The organism is Stenotrophomonas sp. 14P6.2.3 (assembly GCF_057799055.1).
Genome location: NZ_JBYOLA010000009.1, coordinates 120,692 through 146,138 on the forward strand (window position 1 = coordinate 120,692; position 25,447 = coordinate 146,138).

General features: G+C 65.9%; 26 protein-coding genes and 1 tRNA gene. 17 read left to right on the forward strand and 10 right to left on the reverse strand.

Translation table 11 applies throughout. The features are described 5' to 3' along the window. Complete coding sequence (locus AC27VL_RS09715) at positions 1–282, reverse strand: hypothetical protein (RefSeq protein ID WP_033831436.1); 282 nt, start codon at positions 280–282, stop codon at positions 1–3. A gap of 210 nt (positions 283–492) precedes the next feature. Between AC27VL_RS09715 and AC27VL_RS09720 the strand changes: the two genes are divergently transcribed. The 9 genes from AC27VL_RS09720 (at position 493) to AC27VL_RS09760 (ending at position 8,776) form a co-directional block, all read left to right on the forward strand. Further along, positions 493–1,167 (forward strand): response regulator transcription factor, encoded by a 675-nt coding sequence (locus tag AC27VL_RS09720; protein ID WP_488766143.1) that lies wholly within the window; start codon positions 493–495, stop codon positions 1,165–1,167. Continuing rightward, on the forward strand, positions 1,167–2,516 hold the full coding sequence (locus AC27VL_RS09725) for a sensor histidine kinase (protein WP_100552897.1): 1,350 nt from the start codon (positions 1,167–1,169) through the stop codon (positions 2,514–2,516). The genes AC27VL_RS09720 and AC27VL_RS09725 overlap by 1 nt, the downstream gene beginning before the upstream one ends. 144 nt (positions 2,517–2,660) lie before the next feature. Then, positions 2,661–3,260, forward strand: a complete 600-nt coding sequence (locus AC27VL_RS09730) for a hypothetical protein (RefSeq protein ID WP_488766145.1) — start codon at positions 2,661–2,663, stop codon at positions 3,258–3,260. Positions 3,261–3,396: 136 nt separating this feature from the next. Beyond that, the gene (locus tag AC27VL_RS09735; protein WP_488766147.1) at positions 3,397–4,587 is read left to right on the forward strand and encodes an efflux RND transporter periplasmic adaptor subunit; all 1,191 of its coding nucleotides are present in this window, start codon (positions 3,397–3,399) and stop codon (positions 4,585–4,587) included. Positions 4,588–4,595: 8 nt separating this feature from the next. Further along, on the forward strand, positions 4,596–6,548 hold the full coding sequence (locus AC27VL_RS09740; RefSeq protein WP_488766148.1) for a MacB family efflux pump subunit: 1,953 nt from the start codon (positions 4,596–4,598) through the stop codon (positions 6,546–6,548). 90 nt (positions 6,549–6,638) lie between these two features. Further along, a complete protein-coding gene (locus AC27VL_RS09745; RefSeq protein WP_100460373.1) occupies positions 6,639–7,031 on the forward strand; it encodes a hypothetical protein in 393 nt (130 codons plus the stop codon). A 27-nt stretch (positions 7,032–7,058) separates the two neighbouring features. After that, complete coding sequence (locus AC27VL_RS09750) at positions 7,059–7,442, forward strand: EF-hand domain-containing protein (RefSeq protein ID WP_488766151.1); 384 nt, start codon at positions 7,059–7,061, stop codon at positions 7,440–7,442. Positions 7,443–7,742: 300 nt separating this feature from the next. After that, positions 7,743–8,309, forward strand: a complete 567-nt coding sequence (locus AC27VL_RS09755; protein ID WP_100460374.1) for a putative periplasmic lipoprotein — start codon at positions 7,743–7,745, stop codon at positions 8,307–8,309. After that, a complete protein-coding gene (locus tag AC27VL_RS09760; protein WP_229978641.1) occupies positions 8,306–8,776 on the forward strand; it encodes an outer membrane lipoprotein in 471 nt (156 codons plus the stop codon). The genes AC27VL_RS09755 and AC27VL_RS09760 overlap by 4 nt, the downstream gene beginning before the upstream one ends. A 77-nt stretch (positions 8,777–8,853) precedes the next feature. Here the strand turns inward: AC27VL_RS09760 and AC27VL_RS09765 are convergent, their stop codons facing one another. Beyond that, a complete protein-coding gene (locus tag AC27VL_RS09765; RefSeq protein ID WP_100552901.1) occupies positions 8,854–9,072 on the reverse strand; it encodes a hypothetical protein in 219 nt (72 codons plus the stop codon). A gap of 191 nt (positions 9,073–9,263) precedes the next feature. Between AC27VL_RS09765 and AC27VL_RS09770 the strand changes: the two genes are divergently transcribed. Continuing rightward, the gene (locus tag AC27VL_RS09770) at positions 9,264–12,017 is read left to right on the forward strand and encodes a UvrD-helicase domain-containing protein (protein WP_100552902.1); all 2,754 of its coding nucleotides are present in this window, start codon (positions 9,264–9,266) and stop codon (positions 12,015–12,017) included. Between the two features lie 125 nt (positions 12,018–12,142). On the opposite strand, the gene AC27VL_RS09775 is transcribed toward AC27VL_RS09770, so the two are convergent. Together AC27VL_RS09775 and AC27VL_RS09780 are read right to left on the reverse strand one after the other, a co-directional pair. After that, a tRNA-Ser gene (locus tag AC27VL_RS09775) sits at positions 12,143–12,232 on the reverse strand. 85 nt (positions 12,233–12,317) lie between these two features. Next, a complete protein-coding gene (locus AC27VL_RS09780; RefSeq protein WP_025878750.1) occupies positions 12,318–13,310 on the reverse strand; it encodes a LysR family transcriptional regulator in 993 nt (330 codons plus the stop codon). A 122-nt stretch (positions 13,311–13,432) separates the two neighbouring features. Between AC27VL_RS09780 and AC27VL_RS09785 the strand changes: the two genes are divergently transcribed. Together AC27VL_RS09785 and AC27VL_RS09790 are read left to right on the forward strand one after the other, a co-directional pair. Further along, entirely contained in the window at positions 13,433–14,020 is a 588-nt protein-coding gene (locus AC27VL_RS09785) for an FMN-dependent NADH-azoreductase (protein WP_100552903.1), read from the forward strand. Between the two features lie 135 nt (positions 14,021–14,155). After that, positions 14,156–14,506 (forward strand): SH3 domain-containing protein, encoded by a 351-nt coding sequence (locus tag AC27VL_RS09790; RefSeq protein WP_100552904.1) that lies wholly within the window; start codon positions 14,156–14,158, stop codon positions 14,504–14,506. Between the two features lie 238 nt (positions 14,507–14,744). Here the strand turns inward: AC27VL_RS09790 and serS are convergent, their stop codons facing one another. Further along, positions 14,745–16,025: a serine--tRNA ligase gene (serS, locus tag AC27VL_RS09795; RefSeq protein WP_488766154.1), complete on the reverse strand. Its 1,281-nt coding sequence runs from the start codon at positions 16,023–16,025 to the stop codon at positions 14,745–14,747. 113 nt (positions 16,026–16,138) lie between these two features. Between serS and AC27VL_RS09800 the strand changes: the two genes are divergently transcribed. Together AC27VL_RS09800 and AC27VL_RS09805 are read left to right on the forward strand one after the other, a co-directional pair. Beyond that, positions 16,139–16,783, forward strand: a complete 645-nt coding sequence (locus AC27VL_RS09800; RefSeq protein WP_100552906.1) for an energy transducer TonB — start codon at positions 16,139–16,141, stop codon at positions 16,781–16,783. 118 nt (positions 16,784–16,901) lie between these two features. Then, positions 16,902–17,468, forward strand: a complete 567-nt coding sequence (locus tag AC27VL_RS09805; RefSeq protein ID WP_488766156.1) for an energy transducer TonB — start codon at positions 16,902–16,904, stop codon at positions 17,466–17,468. A gap of 131 nt (positions 17,469–17,599) precedes the next feature. Here AC27VL_RS09805 and aroA read toward each other — a convergent pair whose 3' ends face one another. The 4 genes from aroA to AC27VL_RS09825 all read right to left on the reverse strand — a co-directional run bounded on the left by aroA (position 17,600) and on the right by AC27VL_RS09825 (position 22,372). Next, positions 17,600–18,907 (reverse strand): 3-phosphoshikimate 1-carboxyvinyltransferase, encoded by a 1,308-nt coding sequence (gene aroA / locus AC27VL_RS09810; protein WP_100552908.1) that lies wholly within the window; start codon positions 18,905–18,907, stop codon positions 17,600–17,602. 74 nt (positions 18,908–18,981) lie between these two features. Further along, a complete protein-coding gene (gene pheA / locus AC27VL_RS09815; RefSeq protein WP_100552909.1) occupies positions 18,982–20,172 on the reverse strand; it encodes a prephenate dehydratase in 1,191 nt (396 codons plus the stop codon). A 51-nt stretch (positions 20,173–20,223) separates the two neighbouring features. Then, on the reverse strand, positions 20,224–21,309 hold the full coding sequence (gene serC / locus AC27VL_RS09820) for a 3-phosphoserine/phosphohydroxythreonine transaminase (RefSeq protein ID WP_488766158.1): 1,086 nt from the start codon (positions 21,307–21,309) through the stop codon (positions 20,224–20,226). 253 nt (positions 21,310–21,562) lie between these two features. Beyond that, positions 21,563–22,372, reverse strand: a complete 810-nt coding sequence (locus tag AC27VL_RS09825) for an FHA domain-containing protein (RefSeq protein ID WP_363732826.1) — start codon at positions 22,370–22,372, stop codon at positions 21,563–21,565. Between the two features lie 124 nt (positions 22,373–22,496). On the opposite strand from AC27VL_RS09825, the gene AC27VL_RS09830 reads away from it, so the two are divergent. From AC27VL_RS09830 to AC27VL_RS09840, 3 genes are all read left to right on the forward strand, one after another. Then, positions 22,497–22,772 (forward strand): polyhydroxyalkanoic acid system family protein, encoded by a 276-nt coding sequence (locus AC27VL_RS09830; protein WP_025876985.1) that lies wholly within the window; start codon positions 22,497–22,499, stop codon positions 22,770–22,772. Positions 22,773–22,853: 81 nt separating this feature from the next. After that, complete coding sequence (locus AC27VL_RS09835; RefSeq protein WP_099820722.1) at positions 22,854–23,345, forward strand: phasin family protein; 492 nt, start codon at positions 22,854–22,856, stop codon at positions 23,343–23,345. 237 nt (positions 23,346–23,582) lie between these two features. Continuing rightward, entirely contained in the window at positions 23,583–24,605 is a 1,023-nt protein-coding gene (locus AC27VL_RS09840; protein WP_488766161.1) for a restriction endonuclease, read from the forward strand. A 101-nt stretch (positions 24,606–24,706) separates the two neighbouring features. Here AC27VL_RS09840 and hutC read toward each other — a convergent pair whose 3' ends face one another. After that, a complete protein-coding gene (gene hutC, locus AC27VL_RS09845) occupies positions 24,707–25,435 on the reverse strand; it encodes a histidine utilization transcriptional repressor HutC (protein WP_089236064.1) in 729 nt (242 codons plus the stop codon). Between the last annotated feature and the right edge of the window lie 12 nt (positions 25,436–25,447).

The following is a 25,447-nucleotide window of genomic DNA, read 5'->3' on the forward strand; positions in this document are numbered from 1 at the left end:
TCAGCCCGAGCAGGACACCAGCATCGAGCGGGTGGCCATCTGGGTGGAGGTAAAGCCGTTCTTGTTGCCCACCGCGATGGCATTGCCCTCATCGCCATCCTTGCTGAAGACCACGTAGCCGCCCGGGCACATCTGCCCGGCTTTCTCGTAGCAACCGCTCCAGGAACTGGAGCCGCTGCAGTCGATGGAAACGCCACGGCGGCCGTCGGGAGTGACGGTCATCTTGGCGGTGGTGCAGCCGGTCAGCGTGGCGAGGAACAGCAGCGGAACGAACAACTTCATGGTGACTCCAGGGATGGGAACTGCGAAGGGCGCCAAGGCTGGAGCGCCTGGATTGCGTGAACCTTGCGCCGGCCCCTCGGTTTCATCGTCTCCCGCCATGGCCTTCCGGCAGATGCGGAGGCACGCCATGTTCACGCAATGTTCCTGTAATACGGTGCCGGCGCGTGCCGAACCGCCCTTCTACGGCCCCCTCCTGCCCAAGCCCTGCTGATGCACATCCTGTTGATCGAAGACGAAGCCGAACTGGCCACCGCCCTCAAGTCTGCCCTGCAGCGCGAGCGCTATGTGGTGGACCTGGCCAATACCCTGGCACTGGCCCGGGAGGCGGCGCTGTGCGGCCTGCACGATCTGGTGCTGCTGGACCGCACCCTGCCCGATGGCGATGGCCTGGCGTTGATTTCCCTGCTGCGCGAGCGCAACCCCGGGGTGCCGATCATCGTGCTGAGCGCGCTGGGCCAGTTGCCGGACCGGATTGCCGGCCTGGATGAAGGCGCCGATGACTACCTGGCCAAACCCTTCGCGCTGGAGGAACTGTTCGCACGGATCCGTGCTGCGGGCCGTCGCCCAAGCGGATTGCAGGTGGAGTCCATCAGCATCGGCCGATTGGTGTTCGACCCCGCCTCTGGCGAGGCCAGTGTGGGCGGCCAGCGGCTGGAGCTGCCGCGGCGCGAGATCCGGGTGCTGGCCGCCCTCGCCCGACGCCTGGGCCGCACTGTGCTGCGCGAATCCATCGAGATGGCGGTGTATGGCTTCGACGACGGCATCCATTCCAACACGCTGGATTCACACGTCTCACGCCTGCGCCGAAAACTGGCTGACGCCGATGCCGGCGTGGAGATCCATGCCATTCGCGGGGTTGGCTATCTGATGCGGGAAAGCAAGTGATGGCGCGTCGCCCGTCGTTGAAGCGCCCACTGATCGTCAAGACGCTGATCTACCAGTTGCTGGCCCTGCTGGTGGCGTTCTTCGCCCTGCTGATGGTGCTCGTTCGTGCCGACAGCGGTGGCTACTACACCATCCAGACCTTCGCACCGGTGGCCGCCGAGGCAGTGCACCGCGACCGCAATGGTGAACTGTACGTGCAGCACACGCCGGAGCTGGCCGAACTGCTGAAGATCGTCCCCGGTGCGTGGTTCATCGCCGAGGACGAGCATGGGCACCACGTCACCTTCGGCCATGTGCCACCGGCCTATGCCTCGCTGGTCGGCGCCCTCGATGGCATCCCCTATGGCGACCTGCGCGGGCGTGATCGCAGCGATGGCCTGGCGGTGGTGGTACGCCAGCACAGTGGGCCGGCCGGCAAGCTGACCATCATGGCGCATGGCGAAACCGATTCGCTGACCATGCAGATGGCGTTGGCCGCGCACATCATCACGCTGCCGATCTTCCTGCTGCTGGGCCTGGCCACCATCATCCTCACGCCGATCATCGTGCGACGGGCACTGGCCGGTGTCGAGCGCATCGCGCAGGAAGCCCGCAATATTTCGGCCAGCCGTCGCGGCATCCGTCTGACCGAGACCGCCGTGCCGGTGGAGATCGCGCCGCTGGTGACCGCCGTCAACGATGCCTTGGGTCGCCTGGATGAAGGGCACGAGCGGCAACGCCGTTTCATCGCCGCAGCGGCGCATGAGCTGCGCACGCCGATCGCCATCCTGCGGGTGAAGATCGACGCCGCAGATGATTCGACCTCGCGCAGCCTGGCCGTGGAAGTCGCGCGTCTGGCGACGCTGGCCGAGCAACTGCTGGACCTGCACCGCATGGAAGAGGACGGCCCGAAGGAAACCCTCAACCTGGCCCGGGTGGCCAAACGGGTGGCGGCCGACCTGGCACCGCTGCTGATCCAGTCGGACAAGACCGTGGCAGTCGCGGTGGAACCGCACTTCCCGGTGCTGGGAGAAGCTGGTGCGGTGGAACGGGTGATCTCCAACCTGGTGCTGAATGCCGCCGAGCATGGTGGCCGCCATATCATCGTGCGGGTGCAGGGCAGCTGCCTGGAGGTGGAAGACGATGGCCCCGGCATTCCGGTCGACCAGCGCGAACGCGTGTTCGAGCCGTTCCAGCGACTGCGTCCCCGTCAGACCGGCGCGGGCCTGGGACTGAACCTGGTGCGGCAGGTGATCGACCGTCACGGTGGCCACGTCACGATTCTGGATGCCCCCGGTGGTGGCGCGCTGATCCGCGTCGAGTTTCCGCTGCATCCGGGCGTCACCTCGGCACCGCCGGTAGAGCACTGAAGGCGCCCACACATCCGTGACTGCCGCCTGTCCATGCGCAGCAGACAGCGGCGCTAGGCAAGGTTGCGGCAATGTTCGCTGCGCAGCATCGGACCGATGGCATCTGTGATGCCATCGCGTTCCGTCCTGACAGGAAGCCTGCACGTGACCGAAGGAGTTCCTCCCTCCTCCTCTTCTGCCCGATTCCGCGCGACGCCGGCCACATCCGGCTTGACCGCGGCTGCGTGGAATCGACGCTCGCGTGCCGATCGTACGCGCGCGCTGCCGCATTGGCCGCGCTGGCTGCGCGTGATACCCGCAGCGAATCGCCCGGACGTGCTGATGCGTGTGTTTGCCGTGCTGTTCCTGCTGCTGCCGGGCGTTGCGCTGGTGATCTCGACGCAACGCCATGCCCATGCAGCCATGGCCAGCGCCGTGCTGTTCTTCGTCGTCGCGCATGCCGCGCTGCATGCGCTGTCGGCATGGCGATCAACCACATCGCGGCTGCTCCCCGTACCTCTGCGCTACATCGACAGGCACGCGGCCTGGACGATGCTGGGCAGCGCGTGGGTACCCTTGGCGATACAAGGCGTGCACACGCAGCCGACCAGTACGCTTTCCATCGTGGGGCTGGTGATCGGCGCGCTGTGTCAGCTCTGCAGCGTACGTGTGGCTGCCGACCGCCTGCGTAACGTGCTGCTGGTGCTGGGCAGCGCCTTACAGTTCATCGCAGTAGCGCTTCTCAGCAGCATGGCCGCGGGCTGACAACCACAGCACCGCCGCAAGGTTCACGCAATCCAGCACCTCGAGACTCGACGGCCATCCACGCCCGGCACCCGGCGCGTGCATCCCTACTGCCGCGAGGACCACCGATGACCTATCCCCTCTGGATGCCGTGCCGATGAGCACCGCACCGCGCAAGCACCGCCGACTGCTTATCATCGCTGGTGCCGTACTGTGCACTTCCATTGCCGCTTGGCTCTGGCTGCGACCAGCGCCGCCGCCACCGCTGCAGCTCGCGCCCGTGGTACGTGGAAACATCGAACAGGTGGTGGAAGCCACCGGCACCCTGAAGCCATCGCGACTGGTGAGCGTGGGTGCGCAGGTCTCCGGTCGCATCGAAACACTGCACGTGAAGCTGGGCGACAAGGTAAAGGCAGGCGATCCGATTGCTGACATCGATTCGCGTACCCAACGCAATGCACTGCTGAGTGCGCAGGCGGCACAGCGCACCGCACGCGCCAATCGCGATGCATTGGCCACCGATCTGCGCCAGTACGAACTGACCCTGCAGCGGCAGCAGCAACTGGTGGCATCGCAGCTGGTGGCACGTGCCGACTTCGATGCTGCAAAGGCCAAGGTGGACGCGACCCGCGAGCAGATCACCGCGCTGGACGGTGAGATCGTGCAGCGGCAGACCGACGTGGACATCGCGCAGACCAACCTGGAGTACACCCGCATCACCGCCCCCACGGACGGCACAGTGCTGGCGGTCGTCGCCCGCCAGGGTCAGACGGTGAATGCAGTACAGAGCGCACCGACCATCGTCATGCTGGGCAACCAGGACGTGATGACCGTCTATGCCGAGATCTCCGAGGCCGATGTTGTGCACACCACGGTCGGCCAGGAGGCTTTCTTCACCATCCTGGGCGATGCGGGCCGCCGCTACAGCAGCACCCTGCGCGACATCGCGCCAGCGCCCGAATCGATCACCAACGAAGATACGTCCAGCCTCGCGTCGCCAGCGCTTTCCGGTGGCAGTCGTACAGCCATGTACTACAACGGCCAGTTCGACGTGGACAACACCGACGGCCGCCTGCGCAGCTACATGACCGCGCAGGTACGCATCGTACTCGGCCGTGCCCACAACGTGCTGACCATTCCCTCCGCTGCCTTGGGTGCGCGGGCTGGTGACGGCAGCTACACCGTGCAGGTGCGTGGCGCAGATGGGCGCGCCGTGGCGCGGCGTATCACCATCGGACTGGATGACCAGATCCAGGTGGAAGTGCGCGGCGGCTTGAAGGAAAGCGATCAGGTGGTGCTAACGCAGGCCAGCGACGAAGCCGCCACCGCTCCCACGCAGCCCCGATGAACGCAGCCATGAGCGAGCCATTGCTGAGCGTGCGTGGGGTGCGCCGTGAACTCGCCGCCGGTGACCAGACCCTGGTGGTACTGGACGGCGTGGACCTGGACATCCGCGCCGGTGAACTGGTGGCCATCGTCGGCCAGTCGGGCTCGGGCAAGTCCACGCTGATGAACATTCTCGGCTGCCTTGATCGGCCCTCTGCGGGCACGTACCAGATTGCCGGCCGGGAAACCGCGCAGATGTCGCCCGATGAGCTGGCCGAACTTCGCCGCGAACATTTCGGCTTCATCTTCCAGCGCTACCACCTGCTGACCGACCTGACCGCGTTGAGCAATGTGGAAGTGCCAGCGATCTACGCCGGTATGCCCGCCGCTGAGCGCCACGCACGGGCGGCCGAACTGCTGGCGCGGCTGGGCCTGGGCGAACGCATGCAGCATCTGCCCGGCGAGCTGTCGGGTGGCCAGCAGCAGCGCGTGTCGATTGCGCGCGCGCTGATGAATGGGGGTGCGGTGATCTTTGCCGACGAACCCACCGGCGCCCTGGATACACAGTCGGGCAAGGAAGTGATGAAGATCCTCGGCGAACTGCATGCCGAAGGCCACACGGTGGTGCTGGTGACCCATGACATGGCCGTGGCCGAACACGCTCAGCGCATCATCGAGATCCGCGATGGGCGGATTGTCGAAGATCGTGCCACGGCTACCGCGTCGGCAGCGGCCGTGGCGCCGACCGCTCTGCCGCAACGCGGCGATGGCAGCGGCTGGCAGGCCATGCGCGATCGCTTCGCCGAAGCCTTCCGCATGGCCTTGCGCGCCATGAATGCACATCGCATGCGCACCTTCCTGACCATGCTCGGCATCATCATCGGCATCGCCTCGGTGGTGTCGGTGGTCGCGCTGGGTACGGGCGCGCGTCAGGCCATCCTGTCCAACATCTCTTCGCTGGGCACCAGCACCATCGAGATCTATCCCGGCTCCGGCTTTGGCGATCTGCAAGCGGCACGGGTGGAGACCCTCACTCCTGGCGACAGCGCGGCCCTGGCCGGGCAACCGTTCGTGGACAGCGCCACTCCCGGCGTGGCCACCACGGGCACCGCCCTGCGCGGCAACCGTTCGGCCAGCGTGCAGGTGCAGGGCGTCAGCGAACAGTACTTCCGCGTACATGGATTGAAGCTGGGGGAAGGCGCCTTCTTTGGCACACCCGGTGTGGCTGGCTACCAGCAGGTGGCGATCATTGATGCCAACACGCGTGCGCACTTCTTCGCCGCAGCCGAGAACCCCATCGGGCAGACCCTGCTGCTGGGCAACGTGCCGGTGCGCGTGGTGGGTGTGGTGAAGAAGGATGCTGGCGCGGCCGGCGACACCTCGCTGCTACGGGTATGGATGCCCTACACCACGGCCATGGCGCGGATGCTGGGCCAGAGCCATGTGTCCAGCATCACCGTGCGCGTATCCGATGCGATCAGCATGGAAGCGGCCGAGCAGGCCATTGCGCGCTTGCTCACGCGCCGCCATGGCAGCACCGACTTCTACATGAGCAACAACGCGCAGATCCGCCAGTCGATCGAACAAACCACCGGCATCCTCACCATGATGATCAGCTCCATTGCCGCCATCGCACTGGTGGTGGGCGGTATAGGAGTGATGAACATCATGCTGGTGTCGGTGACCGAGCGCACTCGCGAGATCGGCGTACGCATGGCCGTGGGCGCGCGCCGCAGCGACATCCTGCAGCAGTTCCTGATCGAGTCGGTGCTGGTGTGCCTGCTTGGTGGTGTGCTGGGCATTGGTGTGGCGTTGCTGCTGGGCGCGGTGCTGGCACTGGCCGACGTAGGCTTCAGCCTGGTGTTCTCGGCGAGTTCGATCATTGCGGCATTCGCGTGTTCCAGCCTGATCGGTATCGGCTTTGGTTTCCTGCCTGCACGTCGTGCGGCGCAGCTGGACCCGGTGGAAGCGCTGGTCCGGTAGTCGCTGCAATTGCCTGCGGTGACGGCAGGTTCGCGCAATGTCTGCGGTGTGTACTGCAGCTACCGACGATGTCCGCACAGGAGCTGGACGATGTTTCTGAAAACAGGAAGGACGGCGCTGCTGCTTGCAGCAGCCGCACAACTGCTGGTGCTGATGCCGTATTCCGGCGATGCCCATGCCCAGCGTGGCGACCGCTACAACCCGCAGTGGAACCAGGACTACCGGGAACGGGATCGCGATGACTGGCAGCGCCGCGAACGCGAGCGGGAGCGGGAGCGGGAGCGCCGACACGACGCCAAGACCACAGGCGTGGTGGTGGGCGTAGTGGGTGCGGCCGTGGTGGCTGGCGTGATCGCGGCGGCGGCAAAGCGCGAACGCGAGACCCGTGAGCGCGCCGACTACTGCATGAACCGCTACGGCAACTACGACCGTCGCACTGACAGCTATCGCGACCGCGATGGCTACACCTATCCCTGCCGCTGATCTCCCCTCATTCAAGGACTACACGCAATGCGTACGAACAAGACCGCCCTGCTGATCGCGCTGTGCGCTGCCCCGCTGCTTGCACACGCCGCGCCCGCCAACCCGAAACAAGCCTATATCGATTCCACGTTCACCGCGATGGACAGCAACAAGGACGGTCGCGTCGACAAGACCGAATTCACCGCGTACCAGCACGCGCGCTTCAGCAAGCAGGCTGACTCGATCGATGCTGCGTTCGCTGCGATGGACAAGAACAAGGACGGGAAGATCAGCAAGGAAGAAGCGACCGTGGTGCCGGAAATTGCGAAGTACTTCACGGGCCTGGACACCGATGGTGATGGCTATCTGTCACTGAAGGAAATGCAACAGGCGATGGTGGCTGCGCAGACGGCGGATGCGCCGACAAAGTAAGTCCCTGGTGTGGCGCTGACGTGATAGGTGCCCACCTGGGTGGTCACCTATCAACGCAATGAAACGCCGCCCGCTCAGGCGGTCATCTTCAAGAAGGTCGGCACTACCCGGTTCCAGTCGAGGTACTCAAGGAGGGCCATCAACGGCTGGCAACGATACCAGGCTGCAGCCCGCCCCGATTCAGGTATCCTTGCGCACAGTCAGCCACGCCTTTCTGCGACCGTTGCGGTGCAGCATCGACGTTGCGGACGAACACACGATTCACCATGGATGTTTCAACGTAGTCACAGGGGAAAATGGATGAAGAAGTTCCTGTTCGCGGCGATCATCGCTGCGTCGCTGGTGGGTTGCACCACCAATCCGCCGCTCAATTTCTCGGTCCCGAACGTCGGGGTCAGCAGCAAGAAGATTGATGGCGAGCTGAAATCGTTGACGGTCACGCTCGCACGTCCGGATGAAGCCAAGGGCAAGATTCCCGCACAGGCCCAGCACGAAGTCCCGCAGATGTGGCAGAACGCGCTGACCGAAGCACTGAACAAGATGGCTGTGTTCCGCGACGACGCGCCGGTGAAGTTGAGCCTGTCGGTGAAGATCCTGGCCATCGACATTCCCAGCTTCGGTGCCTCGATGACCACCAAGACGATCGCCCGCTACGAGCTGATCGATCGCGCAACCGGCAGCATCGTCTACACCCAGGATGTCAGCGCATCCGGCGAAGTTCCGTTCAACTATGCATTCGCAGGCGTGATCCGTGCCCGCGAGTCGATCAGTCGATCGGCACAGAACAACATTGCCCAGTTCCTGCAGGCTCTGGAAACGGTGGACATCTCCAAGCCGATGTTCCCGAACAAGCAGGAAGCACCGTGAAGCGCCTGCTGCTGACCGCATCCGCTGCCGTGATGCTGACTGCGTGCGCACCGAACGTGCGCACCGACAGCTATTCCATCGGCTCGGTGGGACAGGTCAACCGCACCGTCAGCGGCACGGTCATCAGCGTTCGTGCAGTCAGTATTGACGGTTCGCAGGGCGGTGGCGCCGTTGCCGGTGCTGCCGCTGGCGGCGTAGCCGGCTCCACCATCGGCGGCAGCGACCAGGCGGCGGCCATCGGCGCCATTGGTGGCCTTGTGGTGGGTGCGATTGCCGGTGCGGCTTCCGAGCGCGCACTTTCGCAGGCCAAGGGCCTTGAGTACGTGGTGCAGACGGAGAACGGCAACCTGATGACCGTCGTGCAGGGCCCCGATCCGGTATTCAGTGCCGGCATGCGGGTACTCGTATTGTATGGGTCGCCGTCGCGGATCATTGCCGATCCGCGTCAACCGAAGGCAACCCCGTAGAACCCAACGACGCCCCTTGCTCAGGGGCGTCGTCATTTTCCAGGCACGTTTGAAGCTGCGAAAGGTTTCGTCAGCGATCAGTCTTGCCAGCGGATCCGGCCCGGTACCAGCGCCAGGCGCCTTATCTCCCCTGGAGCAATGACGGTGCCATCCTCCATCTCGACGTGCATCCCGGAGACGTCACCCTCGTATCCCTGCATGGCAGCGGTAACCAGAATCCTCAATGCACCCGTCCGGACATCGTAGCCGCCGGCGGTGTGCTTCAAGGTTCCCACGCTGTTCCAGTCAATTTCCATGACCAACCTTTGGATCCACACGCTTCATGCTGGCATACGCCATGTTACGGGGCGAAGCTGCGGCATGCAGTATGCGGGCACGCTACCCGCCTTTGGGTAATAGGCTACAAGCGACGTCAAGTCCCCTTATCATGAGGGATTGAGGGCCCAAGAGGCCCAATTGACGCTTGCAAGGCAGTATCTGGATGTCTATGGAATGGCGCCCCTCGGGCTGGGGCCGACGTGTGACTCGTTCGCCCCACTGGTGGCTGCGGCTCGATGGCGAACACGTCGAGCTGAATATCTCCGGCCAGCGGTACCGGCAGCGTGTGGATGACGATCATCGCGTGCAGGTCATTCCAGGCCTGTTCTGGTCACGGGTCGAACTGCAGACCGGGAATGCAGCTGGGCAGTCAGTAGACGGGCTGCCCAACCGGCAAGCATCCCGGCTTGCAGCTGCCCTGCAGCAGATGCGCTTTGCGCGTACCACGCGTGGGCGCAGGGCCCTGTTCGACACGATTCTGGAGCAGATCCAGTCGTGGTTGAGCGCAGCAGATGACCTCATCGACCGAGGCAATGCAGGCCGCCTCTGGATCACCCACGAGCAGCAGCAGGCGCTGCTGACCGAGCGCTCCACCCTGCCCCTGCAGCCCCGGGAGCTGGAGCAGCTGTTCCTCGATGAAGACGTGCATGAAGATCTGCAAGCGCATGACCATCGCGTCGCGCTGGACGCGCTGCGCGACTGGAACCTGGATTGGCCCGCCGCCTGGACCGAAGCCAATGAGGCCATGACCCGGCGCGAACTGGTGTTGGCCAAGAACTTCCTGGACCGGGTCGAGAGCAGGCCGCTGACCGAGGAACAGGCACGCGCTGTCATCTGCTTCGACAACCGGGTGCAGGTGGTGGCCGCAGCCGGTTCCGGCAAGACCTCCACCCTGGTCGCCAAGGCGGCGTATGCCATTGACCGCGGCCTTGTCCAGCCGGAGCGCATCGTGATGCTGGCCTTCAACAAGGATGCCGCCAAAGAGCTGGAAGATCGGGCACAGCGATCCTTCGAGCGGCTGGGCATGGGCGATACCGTGGTGGAGGCGCGCACTTTCCATGCACTTGGCCTGTCCATCATCGCCAAGGCGACGGGACGCAAGCCTGATATTCCCGAATGGGCCATCGATGCAACGCTGGGCTTCAACAAGCTGGCCGAGCTGGTGGACGACCTGAAGGACCGCTCGACCCACTTCCGCACCCAGTGGGACATGTTCCGGCTGGTATTCGGGCGCGATCTGCCGCCGCTGGGCACGCAGATGCTGGCCGATGGCTACGACCGCGACGGCACCCCCTACATCCGCACCCTGCAGGGTGAACGGGTGAAGAGCCTGGAAGAGTGCGTGATTGCCGATTGGCTGTTCTACAACGGCGTGGTCTACGACTACGAGCGGCGCTACGAGTTCGACACCGCCACGGATACCCATCGCCAGTATCGCCCGGACTTCTTTTACCCGGACGCCGAGCTGTACCACGAGCACTTCGCGCTGGATGCCGACGGCCAGCCGCCGCAGCAGTTTGCCAACTACGCCGATGGCGTGCGCTGGAAACGCGAGCAGCATGCCGCACGCGGTACTGCGCTGGTCGAGACCACCTCGTTCGGGCTGCGCAGTGGCGAGGCCCTGCACCACCTGTCGGAACGGCTGGGCGAATCACGCATCGAGCTGGACCCCAACCCGGACCGCGAGCTGCCCGATGCCGGCGCCAAGCCCATGCCCGATGCGGACCTGATCGGGCTGATGCGCACCTTCATTGCCCATGCCAAGAGCAACTGCCTGAGCCTGGAAGACATGGCCGAGCGTCTGCGGCAGATGCCCGAGGACCAGTTCAAGGAACGCTACCGGCGCTTCCTGGAAATCGCCGGCCCCGTGTTCCAGGCGTGGGACGACGCGCTGGCGGACGAACGCAGCATCGACTTCGAAGACATGTTGAACATGGCCGCCGGGCTGCTGGAACAGGGCCACTATGAATCGCCCTACGAGCTGGTGATGGCCGACGAATTCCAGGACGCCTCGCGCGCCCGCGCCCGCCTGTGCCGCGCTCTGGTCAACCGCCCGGGCCGCTATCTGTTTGCCGTAGGCGACGACTGGCAGTCGATCAACCGCTTCGCCGGCGCCGATGTTTCAGTGATGACCGGTTTCCGCGAATGGATGGGGCACGGCCAGGTGCTCAAACTGGAGCAGACGTTCCGCTGCCCACAGGCACTGTGCGATACCTCCAGCCGCTTCATCAGCCGCAATCCGGCGCAGATTGCCAAGACGGTTCGTTCTGCTGCGCCGGCAATGGGCCCGGTGCTGCAGGCGTTCCAGATGAACCGGCGTGAGGAGGTGCAGGATGGTGTTCGCCAGTACCTGTCCACGCTGCATCAGCAACTGCTGTCCGGCGCGGTTCCGAAGGGCCGCAACGGGCGCGTCTCTGTCTTCATCCTGGGGCGCTACCGCGCGGATCGCAGCGCGCTGCCTTCGGAGTGGAAGACGGCCTTCGGCAGCACGATGGAGGTCGAGTTCCTGACGGCGCACCGTTCAAAGGGGCGCGAGGCGGATTATGTGATCCTGCCTGGGATGGTGAATCGAGGCTTCCCGAGCCTGCGATCGGATGACCCGGTGCTCTCTTTGGCGATGCCAGATGGCGACACCTACCCGTTGAGCGAAGAACGGCGGTTGTTCTATGTGGCACTGACGCGTGCACGGCGCTCGGTTGTGATGTTCACCTTGCAGGGGAAGCACTCGCCGTTCCTGGATGAGCTGGTGAACGAAGGTGCCGTGGAGGTCACCGGGATTTCAGGGACGGCTATCAAAGAAGAGCGCTGCCCGGTATGCAAGGTGGGCGTGTTTGTCGACAGAACGGGGCCGCATGGGCCTTTCAGGTCGTGCTCCAGTTACCCGTTGTGCCATAGCAAGCCGAAAGGTGGTTTTCGTGGGTAAGCGCATCCGGCCTCATCCACGCATGCCTGCACATCTCAGGGGCGCATGCTGATCTGACGGTTCGATGACGCGCAACTGCAGCGACAACGAAAAAGCCCCTGTTTCCAAGGGCTCTTTAAGACAACTGGCGGAGAGAGTGGGATTCGAACCCACGGAAGGTTTAACCCTTCGCCGGTTTTCAAGACCGGTGCCTTAAACCGCTCGGCCATCTCTCCGTATCGGCCCAGCCTGCTGGCCGGGCACGCATTCTCGCACGGCCGGGCGATTTGCCCAAGACCGTCGTTCCGTTGGGCTTGTTCCTCAGCCCGCGTCCACCGCCAACGCACCCAGCGCACTGGCCTTGATGCGCTCCTTGGCCTTCTCGCAGGCGCCACCGCAATCCAGGCGCGAGGCCTCCAGCTGCGGCGGCAGGTGCTCGGCCAGGAAGTCGATGAACACCCGCACCGCCGGCAGCAGGCCGCGGCGCGAGGCGAACACGGCATGGCACACGCCCTGCGGCAGCGACCAGTCCGGCAGCACCACTTCCAGCTCACCATTGCGCACGGCGTCGGCGCAGACGGTTTCCGGCAGCATGGTGATGCCGAAGCCGTCCTTCACCATGCTCTGCAGCAGCGGGAAGTCGAAACCGGCCACGCGCGGCTGTAGGTCCACCCGGCGCACCGCGCCTTCCGGTCCGTGCAGTTCCCAGCGCTGGCGTGCCTCGTCCTCGCTGATGCTCAAGGTGACGTGGTTCGCCAGCTCTTCCGGGTCCTTCGGGCGGCCGGCGCGGTCCAGGTACTTCGGGCTGGCCACCAGCAGTTCCTGCACTTGGCCAAAGCTGCGCATCACCAGGCTGCCGTCGTCGTCCAGGCGCGAACGCACGCGCAGGGCCACGTCGTAGCCTTCGTTGATGATGTCCACGCGACGGTTGCTGATATTCAGCTGCAGCCGCACCTTCGGGTACTGCTCGAGGAACTTGGGCAGCAGCTTGGGCAGCTGCATCTGCGCCAGCGATACCGGCACGCTGGCGCGTACCAGGCCACGCGGCTCGGCGCTGAGGCGGTCCACCACCTCGCGCGCGGCCTGCGCCTCGGCCAGCATGGTCTGGGCATGGCGGTGCACGCTGGTGCCGACGTCAGTGACGGCAAAGCGGCGCGTGGAGCGCTGCAGCAGGCGCACGCCCAGGTCGGTTTCCAGCTGGCTGATACGGCGGCTCAGGCGCGACTTGGGGATACCCAGTGCGCGCTCGGCGGCGGCGAAACCGCCGTGGTCGACCACCATCGCGAAGTAGTACAGATCATTCAGGTCATGCATACCCGAGTTCCATTAGTAGAACAATACGTGGCATTCAACCACCTTTATCCCGCCCTTGCAACAACCTATTGTTCTCTCCGTCGGCGGCAAGCCCGCCACCTCTCCCGAACATAGGTACTGCCATGAAGCTTCTGCACATCGACGCCAGCGTGCTTGGCGACAACTCCGTCTCCCGCCACCTGACCGCCGCCGTGGTGGCCCAGTTCAAGCAGCAGATCGACGGCCTGCAGGTTGATTATCGCGATCTTGACGCCAATCCGGTACCGCATCTGCGCAGCGGTTCGCTGGCCAAGACCGATCCGGCTGAGGCCGCCGATGCTGAACAGGTGCTCGAGCAGTTCCTGGCTTCCGACATCGTGGTGATCGGCGCGCCGATGTACAACTTCAGCGTGCCCTCCACCCTGAAGGCCTGGATCGACCGCGTGGCGGTGGCCGGGCGCACCTTCAAGTACACCGAGAACGGCCCGGTGGGCCTGGCCGGTGGCAAGCGGGTGATCGTGGTCAGCAGCCGTGGCGGCATCTACACCGACTCGCCGGCGGACTTCCAGGAGCCCTTCCTGCGCCAGACGTTCGCCTTCTGGGGCATCAACGACATCGAGTTCGTGCGTGCCGAGGGCATCGCCTACTCGCCGCAGCACCGCGAAGACGCGATTGCCGGTGCACTGGCAGCACTGCCGTCGCATGAGGCGGTGGAAGTGGCAGCGGCGTAACCCGTTCCAGCGTTCGGCGCCTCTCTCCCTCGTCTGGGCGCTGAACGCGGGCCGGGATTCCCTCCCCCATCCCGGCCCACCCTACCCTGGCGGCCCTGCTTTTGCGGGGCCGCTTTTTTTTGCCACCATGGCGCGATGAACTACATCGTGACGGCTGCGCACCGCAGTGAATTTCCGCACCCGATAGCCCTGCACTGTGGGCAGGCACTGGTGGTGGGCGAGCGTTATGAGGGGCCCGAGGGTTGGGAGGACTGGTTTCTGTGCGAGGCCGAGGGGCAGCAGCCGGGGTTCGTGCCGGCGCCGGTGATCGGTCGCGATGCGCAGGGCGGCGCGTTTGCCACGGAGGACTACTGCGCGCGGGAGCTGGATGTGGACCCGGGGCAGCAGCTGCGGGGTGTGCGCACGCTCAATGGTTGGGCGTGGTGTGTGCCGGAGGCGGGCGAAGCGGGTTGGGTACCGCTGGAGAAGCTGCGCTTGGCGGGTTGATGGATTGCGCTATCCACGCATGGCGTGGATCTACTGCAAAGCCTCAGGCCCCCAGCGCATGGATGCCGCACCGCCTCAGTAGATCCACGCCATGCGTGGATGCCACACCGCCCAGTAGATCCACGCCATGCGTGGATGCCGCACCGCGCCAGTAGATCCACGCCATGCGTGGATGAGGTGCCGACATGGCCGGCCCCCATCAGAACGCCGCCGGGCATGGCCCGGCGCTACCGGTTGATCAACCGATGGTGTCGATACCGCCCATGTACGGGCGCAGGGCTTCAGGCACGGTGATGCTGCCGTCGGCGTTCTGGTAGTTCTCCATCACCGCGATCATCGCGCGACCCACGGCCACGCCCGAGCCGTTCAGCGTATGTGCCAGCTCCGGCTTGCCGGTGGCCGGGTTGCGCCAGCGGGCCTGCATGCGGCGGGCCTGGAAGTCGCCACAGTTCGAGCACGAGGAAATCTCGCGGTAGGTCTCCTGCGACGGCAGCCAGACTTCCAGGTCGTAGGTCTTGATGGCCGAGAAGCCCATGTCGCCGGTGCACAGCAGCACCTTGCGGTACGGCAGCCCCAGCTTTTCCAGCACCACTTCGGCACAGCGGGTCATGCGCTGGTGCTCGGCGTCGCTGTCTTCCGGGCGGCAGATCGAGACCAGCTCGACCTTCTCGAACTGGTGCTGGCGGATCATGCCGCGCACGTCGCGGCCGCCGCTGCCGGCTTCGGAACGGAAGCACAGCGAGTGGGCGGTCATGCGCAGCGGCAGGCACTCGGCGTCGAGGATCTCGTCGCGGGCGATGTTGGTCAGCGAGATTTCCGAGGTCGAGATCAGGTAACGCTTCTGCTCACCCAGCTGGGTGATGAACATGTCCTCTTCGAACTTGGGCAGCTGGCCGGTGCCGTACAGGCTGTCGGCGTTGACGATCACCGGCACGTTGGTTTCCTGGTACTCGTGCTCGCCGCTGTGCAGGTCGAGCATGAACTGGGCCAGGGCACGGTGCAGGCGCGCGATCGGGCCACGCAGCACGGTGAAGCGCGAGCCGGACAGCTTGGCCGCGGTCTCGCCGTCCAGCCACTTGTTGCGCGCGCCCAGTTCGACGTGGTCGAGCACCTTGAAATCGAACTGGCGCGGGGTACCCCAGCGCGACTGCTCGACGTTCTCGCTCTCGTCGGCGCCGGCCGGTACGTCATCGGCAGGAAGGTTCGGGGTGCCCATCGAGATCGTGTCGATCTTCTCGCGCAGCTCATCCAGGGCCACTTCCGAGGCCTTCAGTTCATCGGCGAAGGCGGCAACCTCGGCCATGATGGCCGAAACGTCCTCGCCCTTGGCCTTGGCCTGGCCGATGGCCTTGGAGCGGCTGTTGCGAAGGCTCTGCAGCTCCTGGGTACGCACTTGGATGCGCTTGCGATCCGCCTCCAGTGACTCCAGGGCAGACACGTCGAGCTCGAAGCCGCGGCTGGTGCGCAGGCGTTCGGCGAGGTCGGCGGGCTGGTGGCGGAGCAGGGCTGGATCAAGCATGGCAGGCGTCGTGGTGGGTAACAGGAACGGGATTATCGCCTGTTATACGGAATTCTGCCGCCCGGTTCATTCCGGCCGTGGCAGAATCGAGGCATTCCGTACTGGTCTGGTCCATGTCTGCTCCCCGTCCGTCGCCTGCCAAGTCGTTCACCGTGCATATCCCGCGCAACGCCCTGAAGATCGCCGGCATCGCCTTCGGCGTGGGCATCCTGCTGTTCGTGCTGGTCTGGCTGACCGGACGCGACAAGCAGTTCTTCCGCGCCGACCCGGCCGCGCAGACGCCGCAGGAAACCGCCCAGGTGGAACCGCTGCCCGAGCCGCTGGCCGCAGCGGCAGGCTCCAGCGACATGCCCGACGCCAAGCCGGCCCCGGTGCCGGACGAAGAAGATGCGCCGAAGTTAGTGGAAACCGCCCCGCCGCCGCCGCCGGCCACGGTTGAACCAACCCCGGCGGCGCCGGGCACTGCGGCACCGGCAACCGCCAATGCGCAACCGATGCCGATTGCCGGCCAGTCGCCGCCGCCGGCCTACCCGGCCGCCGCCCTGCGACGCGGTGAAGCGGGCAGCGTGGTGGTGCGGGTGGAAGTGGACGCCACCGGCTACCCGAACAACGTGACGGTGATCCAGCGCAGCGGTTCGCGTGAACTGGACCGCGCGGCAACGGACGCGGTGCGTCGCTGGCGCTTCAGCCCGGCAGTGAGCAATGGCCAGCCGGTGCCCGGCAGCATTGAAGTGCCGTTCGATTTCAAGCCGCAATAACTGAACGTTTCCCCGCAGAAAAGCTGAACCTTGCAGGACGCGTTGACGCAACACTGACACGCTGCGACGCCGCCTCGGGCAACACTCTGGGCGTCGTTACTGACGCGAGGAGTTTGCGATGACTGCCACCACCCACGAAAACCTTCATTCCCCGCAGCTGCAGCAGGATGGCTCGCTTGAGCCCCGCTCGGCCTCTCCTTGGCTGTGGCTGGCACTGATCGTGGCAATGTTCGCCGCGGCGCTGGTCTGGCTGCGCTTCGCCAACCATGACGACGTTGCGCCTGCGCCGGTGAGCGAGCGCATGCTGCCGGCCACTGAAACACCGGTTGCCATCGCACCGGCGCCGGCTACGCGCCAGGCCGCGCCTGCGCAGAGCCAGCGCAAGGCGGCCGCGGCCGTACGCAACCGTGAGGCGCGCCCGCTGGCCAGCAACAGCAAGCCCAGCTATCCGGCCGCCGCGTTGCGTAGTGGCGTGCAGGGCAGCGTGGTTGCAAGCTTGAACGTGGATACCCGTGGCAACGTGACCGATGCGGCGATCGTGTCGCGCAGCGGTGAACGCAGCCGCGACCTGGACCGCGCCGTGTTGAACACCGTGCAGCGCTGGAAGTTCGAGCCGGCCGTGCAGCAGGGCCGTGCCGTGGCCAGCGTGGTGCGGGTTCCGGTGGATTTCCGCACCCAGCGCTGATCGTCGGTAACGCCTGAAATGAAAACGGAGGCTTCGGCCTCCGTTTTTTTTGCGCAGAAGCATGCCAACCAAGGTTGGCACCTACCAGGCCATGTGATCCGCCAGGCCACGCCCGGCGGATGCGGTGCCGGTCAGGACAGGTTGAAGCCGGCGCTGCGGGCCAGGCCGTCGAAGTCCGGGAAGGACGTTGCGACGTTGGCGATGTCGTTGATGCGCACTTCGCCATGACTGATCTGGCCGGCAATGGCGAAGGCCATCGCGATCCGATGATCGCCGTGGCTTTCAATGGTGCCACTGCCCAGCGATACGCCGCCGTGCAGGGTGGCGCCATCTTCGGTTTCGTCCACCTGCATGCCCAGCGCGCGCAGGCCGGTCGCCATCGCCGCCAGACGATCGGATTCCTTCACCCGCAGTTCGGCGGCGCCGGTCACCACGGTCTGCCCTTCAGCGGCGGCAGCAGCCACGAACAGTGCCGGGAACTCGTCGATCATGTCCGGCACCAGTTCCTCCGGAATACGCGCGCCCTTCAGCGGCGCGTAGCGCACCACCAGATCGGCCACCGGTTCGCCGCCCTGCTCTGCTGGGTTCTCTTCGGTGATGTCCGCGCCCATCAGGCGCAGCGCGTGCAGCAGGCCGGTACGGCGCGGATTGAGGCCGACCTGCTTCAGGCGCAGCTCGGAGCCGGGAATGATGCTGGCGGCGACCAGGAAGAATGCGGCCGAGGAGAAGTCGGCCGGCACCACGATGTCGGTCGCTCGCAGGCGCTGGCCACCACGCAGGCGGGCCTTGCCCGGCGAGAATGCGATGTCCACGCCGAACGCGGACAACATGCGTTCGGTGTAGTCGCGGGTCGGGTGCGGTTCGGTCACGCTGGTCTCGCCATGCGCGTACAGGCCCGCCAGCAGCACGGCGGACTTGATCTGCGCGCTGGCCACCGGCGAGGCAAAGTCGATGCCGTGTAGGGTCTGCCCGCCATGCACGTGCAGCGGCGGCGTGCCGTCTGCCTCGGTGTCGATCTTCGCGCCCATCTGCGACAGCGGGCCGGTGACGCGGCGCATCGGACGGCCGGACAGCGATTCGTCGCCGACCAGCGTGCAGTCGAATGCCTGACCGGCCAGCAGGCCGGCCAGCAGACGCATGCCGGTGCCGGCATTGCCGCAGTCCAGCGGCGCGCTGGGTGCCTGCAGGCCATCGATGCCGACCCCGTGCACGATCCGCTGCGACGCACTCGGAGTTTCGATGCGCACGCCCAACTGGCTGAAGATGCGCGCGGTGGCGCGGGTGTCTTCGCCTTCCAGGAAGCCTTCGATATGCGAGGTGCCGTCGGCCAGCGCGGCGAACATCACCGAGCGGTGCGAGACCGACTTGTCGCCGGGAATGGTCAGGCTGCCCTGCAGGGGCTGGCCCTTGCGGGCGATCCAGTGCTGCGCGTTGCTCATCGTTGAATTGTTCCGTAAACGCCGGGTCGCCGGCGGTGCATCAGGGGCGGCGGCCGCAGCCGCCGCAGCAGGGATCAGGGCACGGCCACCGGATAGGAGCCAAGCACCTTGATCTGCGCCGAGTGCGCTTCCAGTTCCGCCAGTGCGGCCTGCATCGGTGCGTCGTCGATGTGGCCGGCCAGGTCGATGAAGAAGCCGTATTCCCACTTGCCATGGTGCGAGGGCCGCGACTCGATGCGGTTCATGCTGATGCCATGGCGCGCGAACGGGCTGAGCACATCGAACAGCGCACCCGGCTTGTCATGGATGAACACCAGCACCGAGGTACGGTCGTGGCCGGAGGTCGGGAAGATGTTGCGGCCCACCACCAGGAAACGGGTGGTGTTGTCGGCATCGTTCTGGATCGGCTTGGTGACGACCTTCTTCAGGCCGTACACGTGGCCGGCGCTCTCGCCGCCGATGGCCGCGGCGTCGTCAGCATTGCGCGCACGGCGCGCACCTTCGGCGTTGCTGGCCACCGGGATCTTCTCGGCCTTGGGCAGGTTGGCGCGCATCCATGCCGAGGTCTGCATGAACGACTGCGGATGGCCGTAGACGCGTTCGATGTCTTCGATGCGGCCGCTGCGCGACATCAGGTACTGCTGCACGCGCAGTTCCACTTCGCCGCAAATTTTCAGGTTGGAGGTGAGGAACATGTCCAGGGTGATCTGGATGGTGCCCTGCCCCGAGTTCTCCACCGGCACCACGCCGAAATCGGCGTTGCCCGCTTCCACTTCCTGGAACACTTCTTCGATGCTGGCCATCGGCAGGCCCAGCGCCGAGCGGCCGAAGTGCTTGAGCACGGCCTGCTGGCTGAAGGTGCCTTCCGGGCCGAGGTAGCCGATCTTCAACGGCTCCTGCTGGGCCAGGCAGGCCGACATGATTTCGCGGTAGACGTGCACCAGCAGCTCATCGCTGAGCGGGCCTTCGTTGCGGTCCACCACCATGCGCAGCACCTGCGCTTCGCGTTCGGGGCGGTAGTAATCGACGGCGGCGGCGAGCTTGCCCTTGGCCTTGCCGACCTGGTGGGCGAACTGTGCGCGCTCGGCGATCAGGCTCTGGATGTCACGGTCGATCTGGTCGATCTTCGAACGCACATCAGCCAGCGCCAGTGGCGCCAGTGTCGGCACCGCGGTTGCCTTCGACTTGCCCTTGGGCTTGGAGGTGGCGCTGTCCTTGACCGGTTCGGCCTTCTTCGACGCCTTCTTGCTGGGTTTGCTTGCCATCGGAATTCCTTGTTGCGGGGCGCGCACCCGACGATGCGCGCCGTTCATTGCTCAGCCGTGACGCTGCTGGAAATCGGCCATGAAGGCGACCAGCGCCTCGGCCCCGGCCAGCGGCATGGCGTTGTAGAGCGACGCACGGATGCCACCGACCACCTTGTGGCCCTTCAGCGCCAGCAGGCCGGCGGCCTTGGCATCGGCGACGAAACGGGCATCGAGATCGGTGTTGGGCAGGAAGAACGGGATGTTCATCCGCGAGCGCGCCGAATGCGCGACCTCGTTGCGATAGAAACCGCCGGAGGCATCGATGGCGCCGTACACCAGCGCGGCCTTGGCGGCGTTGCGCTTGGCGAACTCGACCACGCCGCCTTCGGCGAGCATCCACTTGAACACCAGGCCGGCCAGATACCAGTTCCAGGTCGGCGGCGTATTGAGCATGGAATCGCGGGCGACGTGCGATCGGTAATCGAAGATGTCCGCGCGCGGCTGGCCACTGCGCTCCAGCAGGTCGCGACGGATGATCATCACCGCGATGCCGACGGGGCCAAGGTTCTTCTGCGCACCGGCATAGATGACGCCGTAGCGGCGTACATCCAGCGGCTCGCTGGCGATGGACGAGCTGAAATCTGCCACCAGCGGCACGTTGCCGTTCTCGGGCACATCACGGAACTCGACACCGTGGATGGTCTCGTTGGCAGTGATGTGCACGTAGGCAGCATCGGGTGAAAGCTGCCAGCCGGCGCGCTCGGGCAGCTGGCGATAGCCTTCGGCCTCGCTGCTGGCGGCGATGTTGACGTCTACATAGGGGCTGGCCTGCTTGACTGCGGTCTTGCCCCAGTGGCCGGTGACCACGTAGTCGGCACGTTGGCCGGGGCTGGCGAAGTTGAGCGGAATCAATGCCTGCTGGGTGGTGGCACCACCGGGCAGGAACAGCACCGCATAGTCTTCGGGGATGTCGAGCAGGCGACGCAGGTCGGCCTCGGCCTCGGCGGCCACCGACATGAATTCCGGTCCGCGATGGCTCATTTCCACGATGGAGGCACCGCTACCGTGCCAGTCCAGCATTTCCGCCTGCGCCTGGCGCAGGACCGATTCCGGCAACGTTGCAGGGCCGGCACTGAAGTTGAACGCGCGCGTCATGGCACACCTGTGGGGCAAGACCCCTAGTATGCCGCACTGCACCAGCCTTGCGGCCTAGTGGCGCAAGGGAAATTTGGTTGCATCCGTATCCATTGGCCGCGCGCGGTGCGGGGCCGTGCATGGTCTTGGTAGCCGCCAACCTTGGTTGGCGTACGCCGGCAGGCGTCATGGGTGCGGAGGGAACGTGCCAACCAAGGTTGGCATCTACCAGAGCGAAGGCCGGTAGCGCCGGGCCATGCCCGGCGGATGCGGTTCAGCGCGCGCCGAACCAGAGCAGCAGGCTGAGCACCGCCGCCAGCAGCAACGCACTGCCCAGCAGCCACGGCCAGCGGCGCACCCGACGTGGGGCCGCAGGCACCACGGGCACCTGTTCGGCTTCGTCGCTGCCTTCGTCGTCGGCCAGCGGTGGGCGTCGGCGCGGGTCGTGCGGCACTTCCAGCACGAACCGGTGCTGGCCATCGAACACCACCTGGTCGCCAGCCTGCAGCCAGCAGTGGCGGACGGCAACACCGTTGACCCGGGTGCCATCGGCACTGCCCAGGTCACGCAGCAATACCCGCTCGCCGTGTACTTCCACCCGCGCGTGCTGTTCGGCGAAGGCAGGCTCATCGATCTCGATGTCGACATCGCTGCCACGGCCGATCACCCGCGTGCGCGACAGGGGGTAGCTGCGGCCGTGATGCAGGCCACCGACACCGCGCAGCAGGCGCTGCTCGTCACCGTTGCCTTCAACGCTGGCGGCCGGCGCCGGTGCCTGCAGCAGGGTGTCGACCTCGCCCTGCAGGACCATTTCCACGCCGTCTACGTACACGGCGTCGCCGGCCCGCAGCAGGGCCATGCGCCGTACCGGACGGCCGTTCACATGGATGCCGCGGATACCGTTACCGACCTGCAGCCAGAGGCCGCGGTCGTCCATGCAGAACTGCGCGAGCAGCAGTGCGCCGTTGCCGGCATCACCGAGGCGCACGCTGCCGTTTGCCTGGCGCACGATGCGCTGCACCCCGGGCCGTAGCGGCTGGTCGGGCTGTTGTTGTTGACTGAAGTGAACTAGCAGGTTCTGCACGCGGCGCAGACTAGCAGGTTGGCCGCCCACGAAGAAGAACCTGCGATGAGCGCTTGGCGTGGGCGCTGTCGATGCGCACAATGCTCGCCCTCTCACTGATCCCCGCCCTGCGCCAGGAGCCCGCATGTCCACCATCGATGTCCGCCACGCCCATACCCTGCCCGACACCCAGGCGCGCGAGGCGATCGAACAGGTTGCCGCCAAGCTGGGCGAACGCTTCGGCCTGAAGTCGTCGTGGGCCGCCGACGTGTTGAACTTCTCCGGCAGCGGCGTGGACGGTGCGATCGAACTGCAGCCGGGCGCGGTGCGGGTGACGGCCAAGCTGGGCTTCCTGCTGTCGGCGATGAAGGGCATGGTGGAAAGCGAGATCCAGCGTGTGTTGAAGGAAAAGCTGGGCTGAACCTGCGCTGCGGCCATCACGGCCCAGCAACGTCGGCGCGCGCTACTCTCGGGGGTAGGCCCAACTCCCCCGGGAAGTGCGATGAACCGTTACGAGAATGACGACCGCCGCGACGACGATGCCGGCTTCGGCGACCAGGCAGAACGCTTTTCGCGCAAGCTGAGCGATTCGGCACAGCAGGTCTGGCTGGCCGGACTTGGCGCCTTGGGGCGCGCGCAGGCAGAAGGAGGCCGCTTCTTCGATGGCCTGGTGAAGGAAGGCGAAGCCTGGGAAGCCCGCCGCCGCGAGCGTAGCGGCGAGCAGGAACCGGGCTGGCGTGACAACGTCGAGCACTCGCTGGACGAAGCCCGCGAGAAGGCCTCTGGAACCTGGGACAAGGTCAACAAGGCGTTCGATGACCAGGTACAGGGCGTGCTCAAGCGCCTGCACGTGCCGACCGCCGATCAGGTGACCGCGCTGGAAGCACGCATCGATGCGCTGACCGCGCGCTTGGCCAAGCTGGAACACCGCGCCTCCGCCGACGTCGATGCACCCTCGCCGGGCAGCCACCAGTCACCGGGCAGCACGCCCTGAACCGCCTTTGTTGCAACGCAATAAATTTTCGTTGACAATCGCGTAGAACCCGCCAATCGCTTCGGCTGCCGTTTGTTCCCTCCCCTCACGGCTTCAGGATTGGCGGGTTTTCCGTGTCTGGCGCGTGCGGATCTGCGGGCTGCATCACGCTTGCTGTCGGGGTCACCCTGACGCAATCAACCGGTCGGCCCTTTACACTGTGGGCTTCCGTTTTCGCCCCTTCCGTCGTCGCCCTGCATGCTTCCCTGGATTCTGGCCCTGCTGTCGGCCTTGCTTACCTGCACCCTGGCCACCGTCTATCTCTGGTGGTTCAAGCGCCGACGTACCGAAATGCAACTGGGCCTGCAGGCCCTGGCTGGCATGCACTGGCGCGAGTTTTCCACCCTGATCAAGCGCATGCTGCGCGAGCAGCGCGGCCTGCGTGAACTGCAGGACCCGAGCGAGGAAAGCCGTGAGCCGAGCAGCGATTTCCTGCTCAGCGATGGCCCGAACACCTGGCGGGTGTCGTGCAAGCACGGCCTGGCCTATCGCATCGGCACCGCTGCGGTGAACGAACTGGGCGCTGCCGCCCGACTGGCGGGCGCCAAGGGCGGCATGCTGATCACCGAAGGCCGGGTTGAGCGCGATGGTCTGACCGCCGCAGAGAAGCAGGCGGTGGAAGTGATCGACGGTCCGCGTCTGTGGCCGTTGCTGCAGCCCTACCTGCCGACCGATGTTGACACCCGCGTGCGCGCGATCGCCCGCCATGAAGCGCTGCGCCGCATCGCCATCGCTGCACTGGCTTCAGTGACGCTGGGCCTGCTGGTCGGGCTTGGCCTGCAAGGCCTGCGCACCGAACAGGCGGATCCAACTCCCGCACCCGCCGTCGCGTCTGTCGGGCCCCCGGCCGCACAGCCGTTGCCGACGCCCGCCGAGCCGGACAAGGTTGCGGATGCACCTGCTCAGGCGGCTGCCGCACCCGCATCCGTGCCGCAGAAAACCGACGACGCGCGCAGCAATCCCAACCCCGACGCTGTCACGCTGGACCGCTACCAGGCTGAACTGGCCCGCGCCCTGGCCGGGCAATCCGGCATCGCCAGCGGCGTCTGGCTGACCCGGCAGACGCTGGCGATCAACCGCACTGGAGAACTGGAAGCGGTGTGGCCACGCGTGTGCCAGGAAGTGCTTCGCTACCCCGCCCTGCGCAACGTGCGCGTGCAGCTCAACGCCCGGCCCGGCGTCGATGAGCCGGTGCGCTGGCGGCAGTGCGCGACGTATTGATCAGGCAGCATCCACGCATGGCGTGGATCTACCCGGGGTTCTCGCGCACCGCGTAATCCAAACCGGGATTCAGTAGATCCACGCCGTGCGTGGATACGACCCTATCGCGCCCCGGGCGAGAAGCGGGCGACCAGATCCCAGGCATCCCCCAGGAACATTTGACGCACGCGGGTGATCGGCTGTTCGCCGCGCCAGGTCAGGCGCTCGATCACCAGGCAGGCGGTACCGGGTTTCACGTCCAGCAGCTTGGCGGTGGGCGCGTCGGCGCCCCAGGCGCTGATGCGATGCTGGGCGCGCGTCCACGACACGTTCTGCAGCAGCCAGCTGCCCGGCGCGGTGGTGCTGAAGTCCACCTCCAGCACCTCGGGCACGCCGACTGGGCTGATCAGGCGATGCTCCAGCGCCAGCGGCCGGCCATCGGCCAGATGCAGGCAGCGCATCGCCAGCAGCTGTTCACTGCCCGCCAGTTCAACTTCACCGGCATTTGCTGCCTCGGCCAGGCGCAGTTCGCGCTGCAGCAGGCGGTAGCCGTACTGATGCCCGCGCGAGCCGACCTCCATCGCGATGTCCGGGATCTCCAGCGCCACCTGTTCCAGGTGCGGCGGCTGCCGGGCCACGAACGAACCCGCTCGGCGGCGGCGCTCGATCATGCCGCTCTCCGCCAGCGCCGTCAGCACCTTGTTGACCGTCATCCGCGAGCAACCGTACTGCTCCATCAGCTCGTGCTCGTACGGAATACGGAAGCCCGGCGCCCACTCCCCGCTGAGGATGCGGCTTTCCAGGTCGCTGCGGATGCGCTGGTTGAGCGTGGCGGACTTGCTGGCCTTCACGTAGTGGGGTCT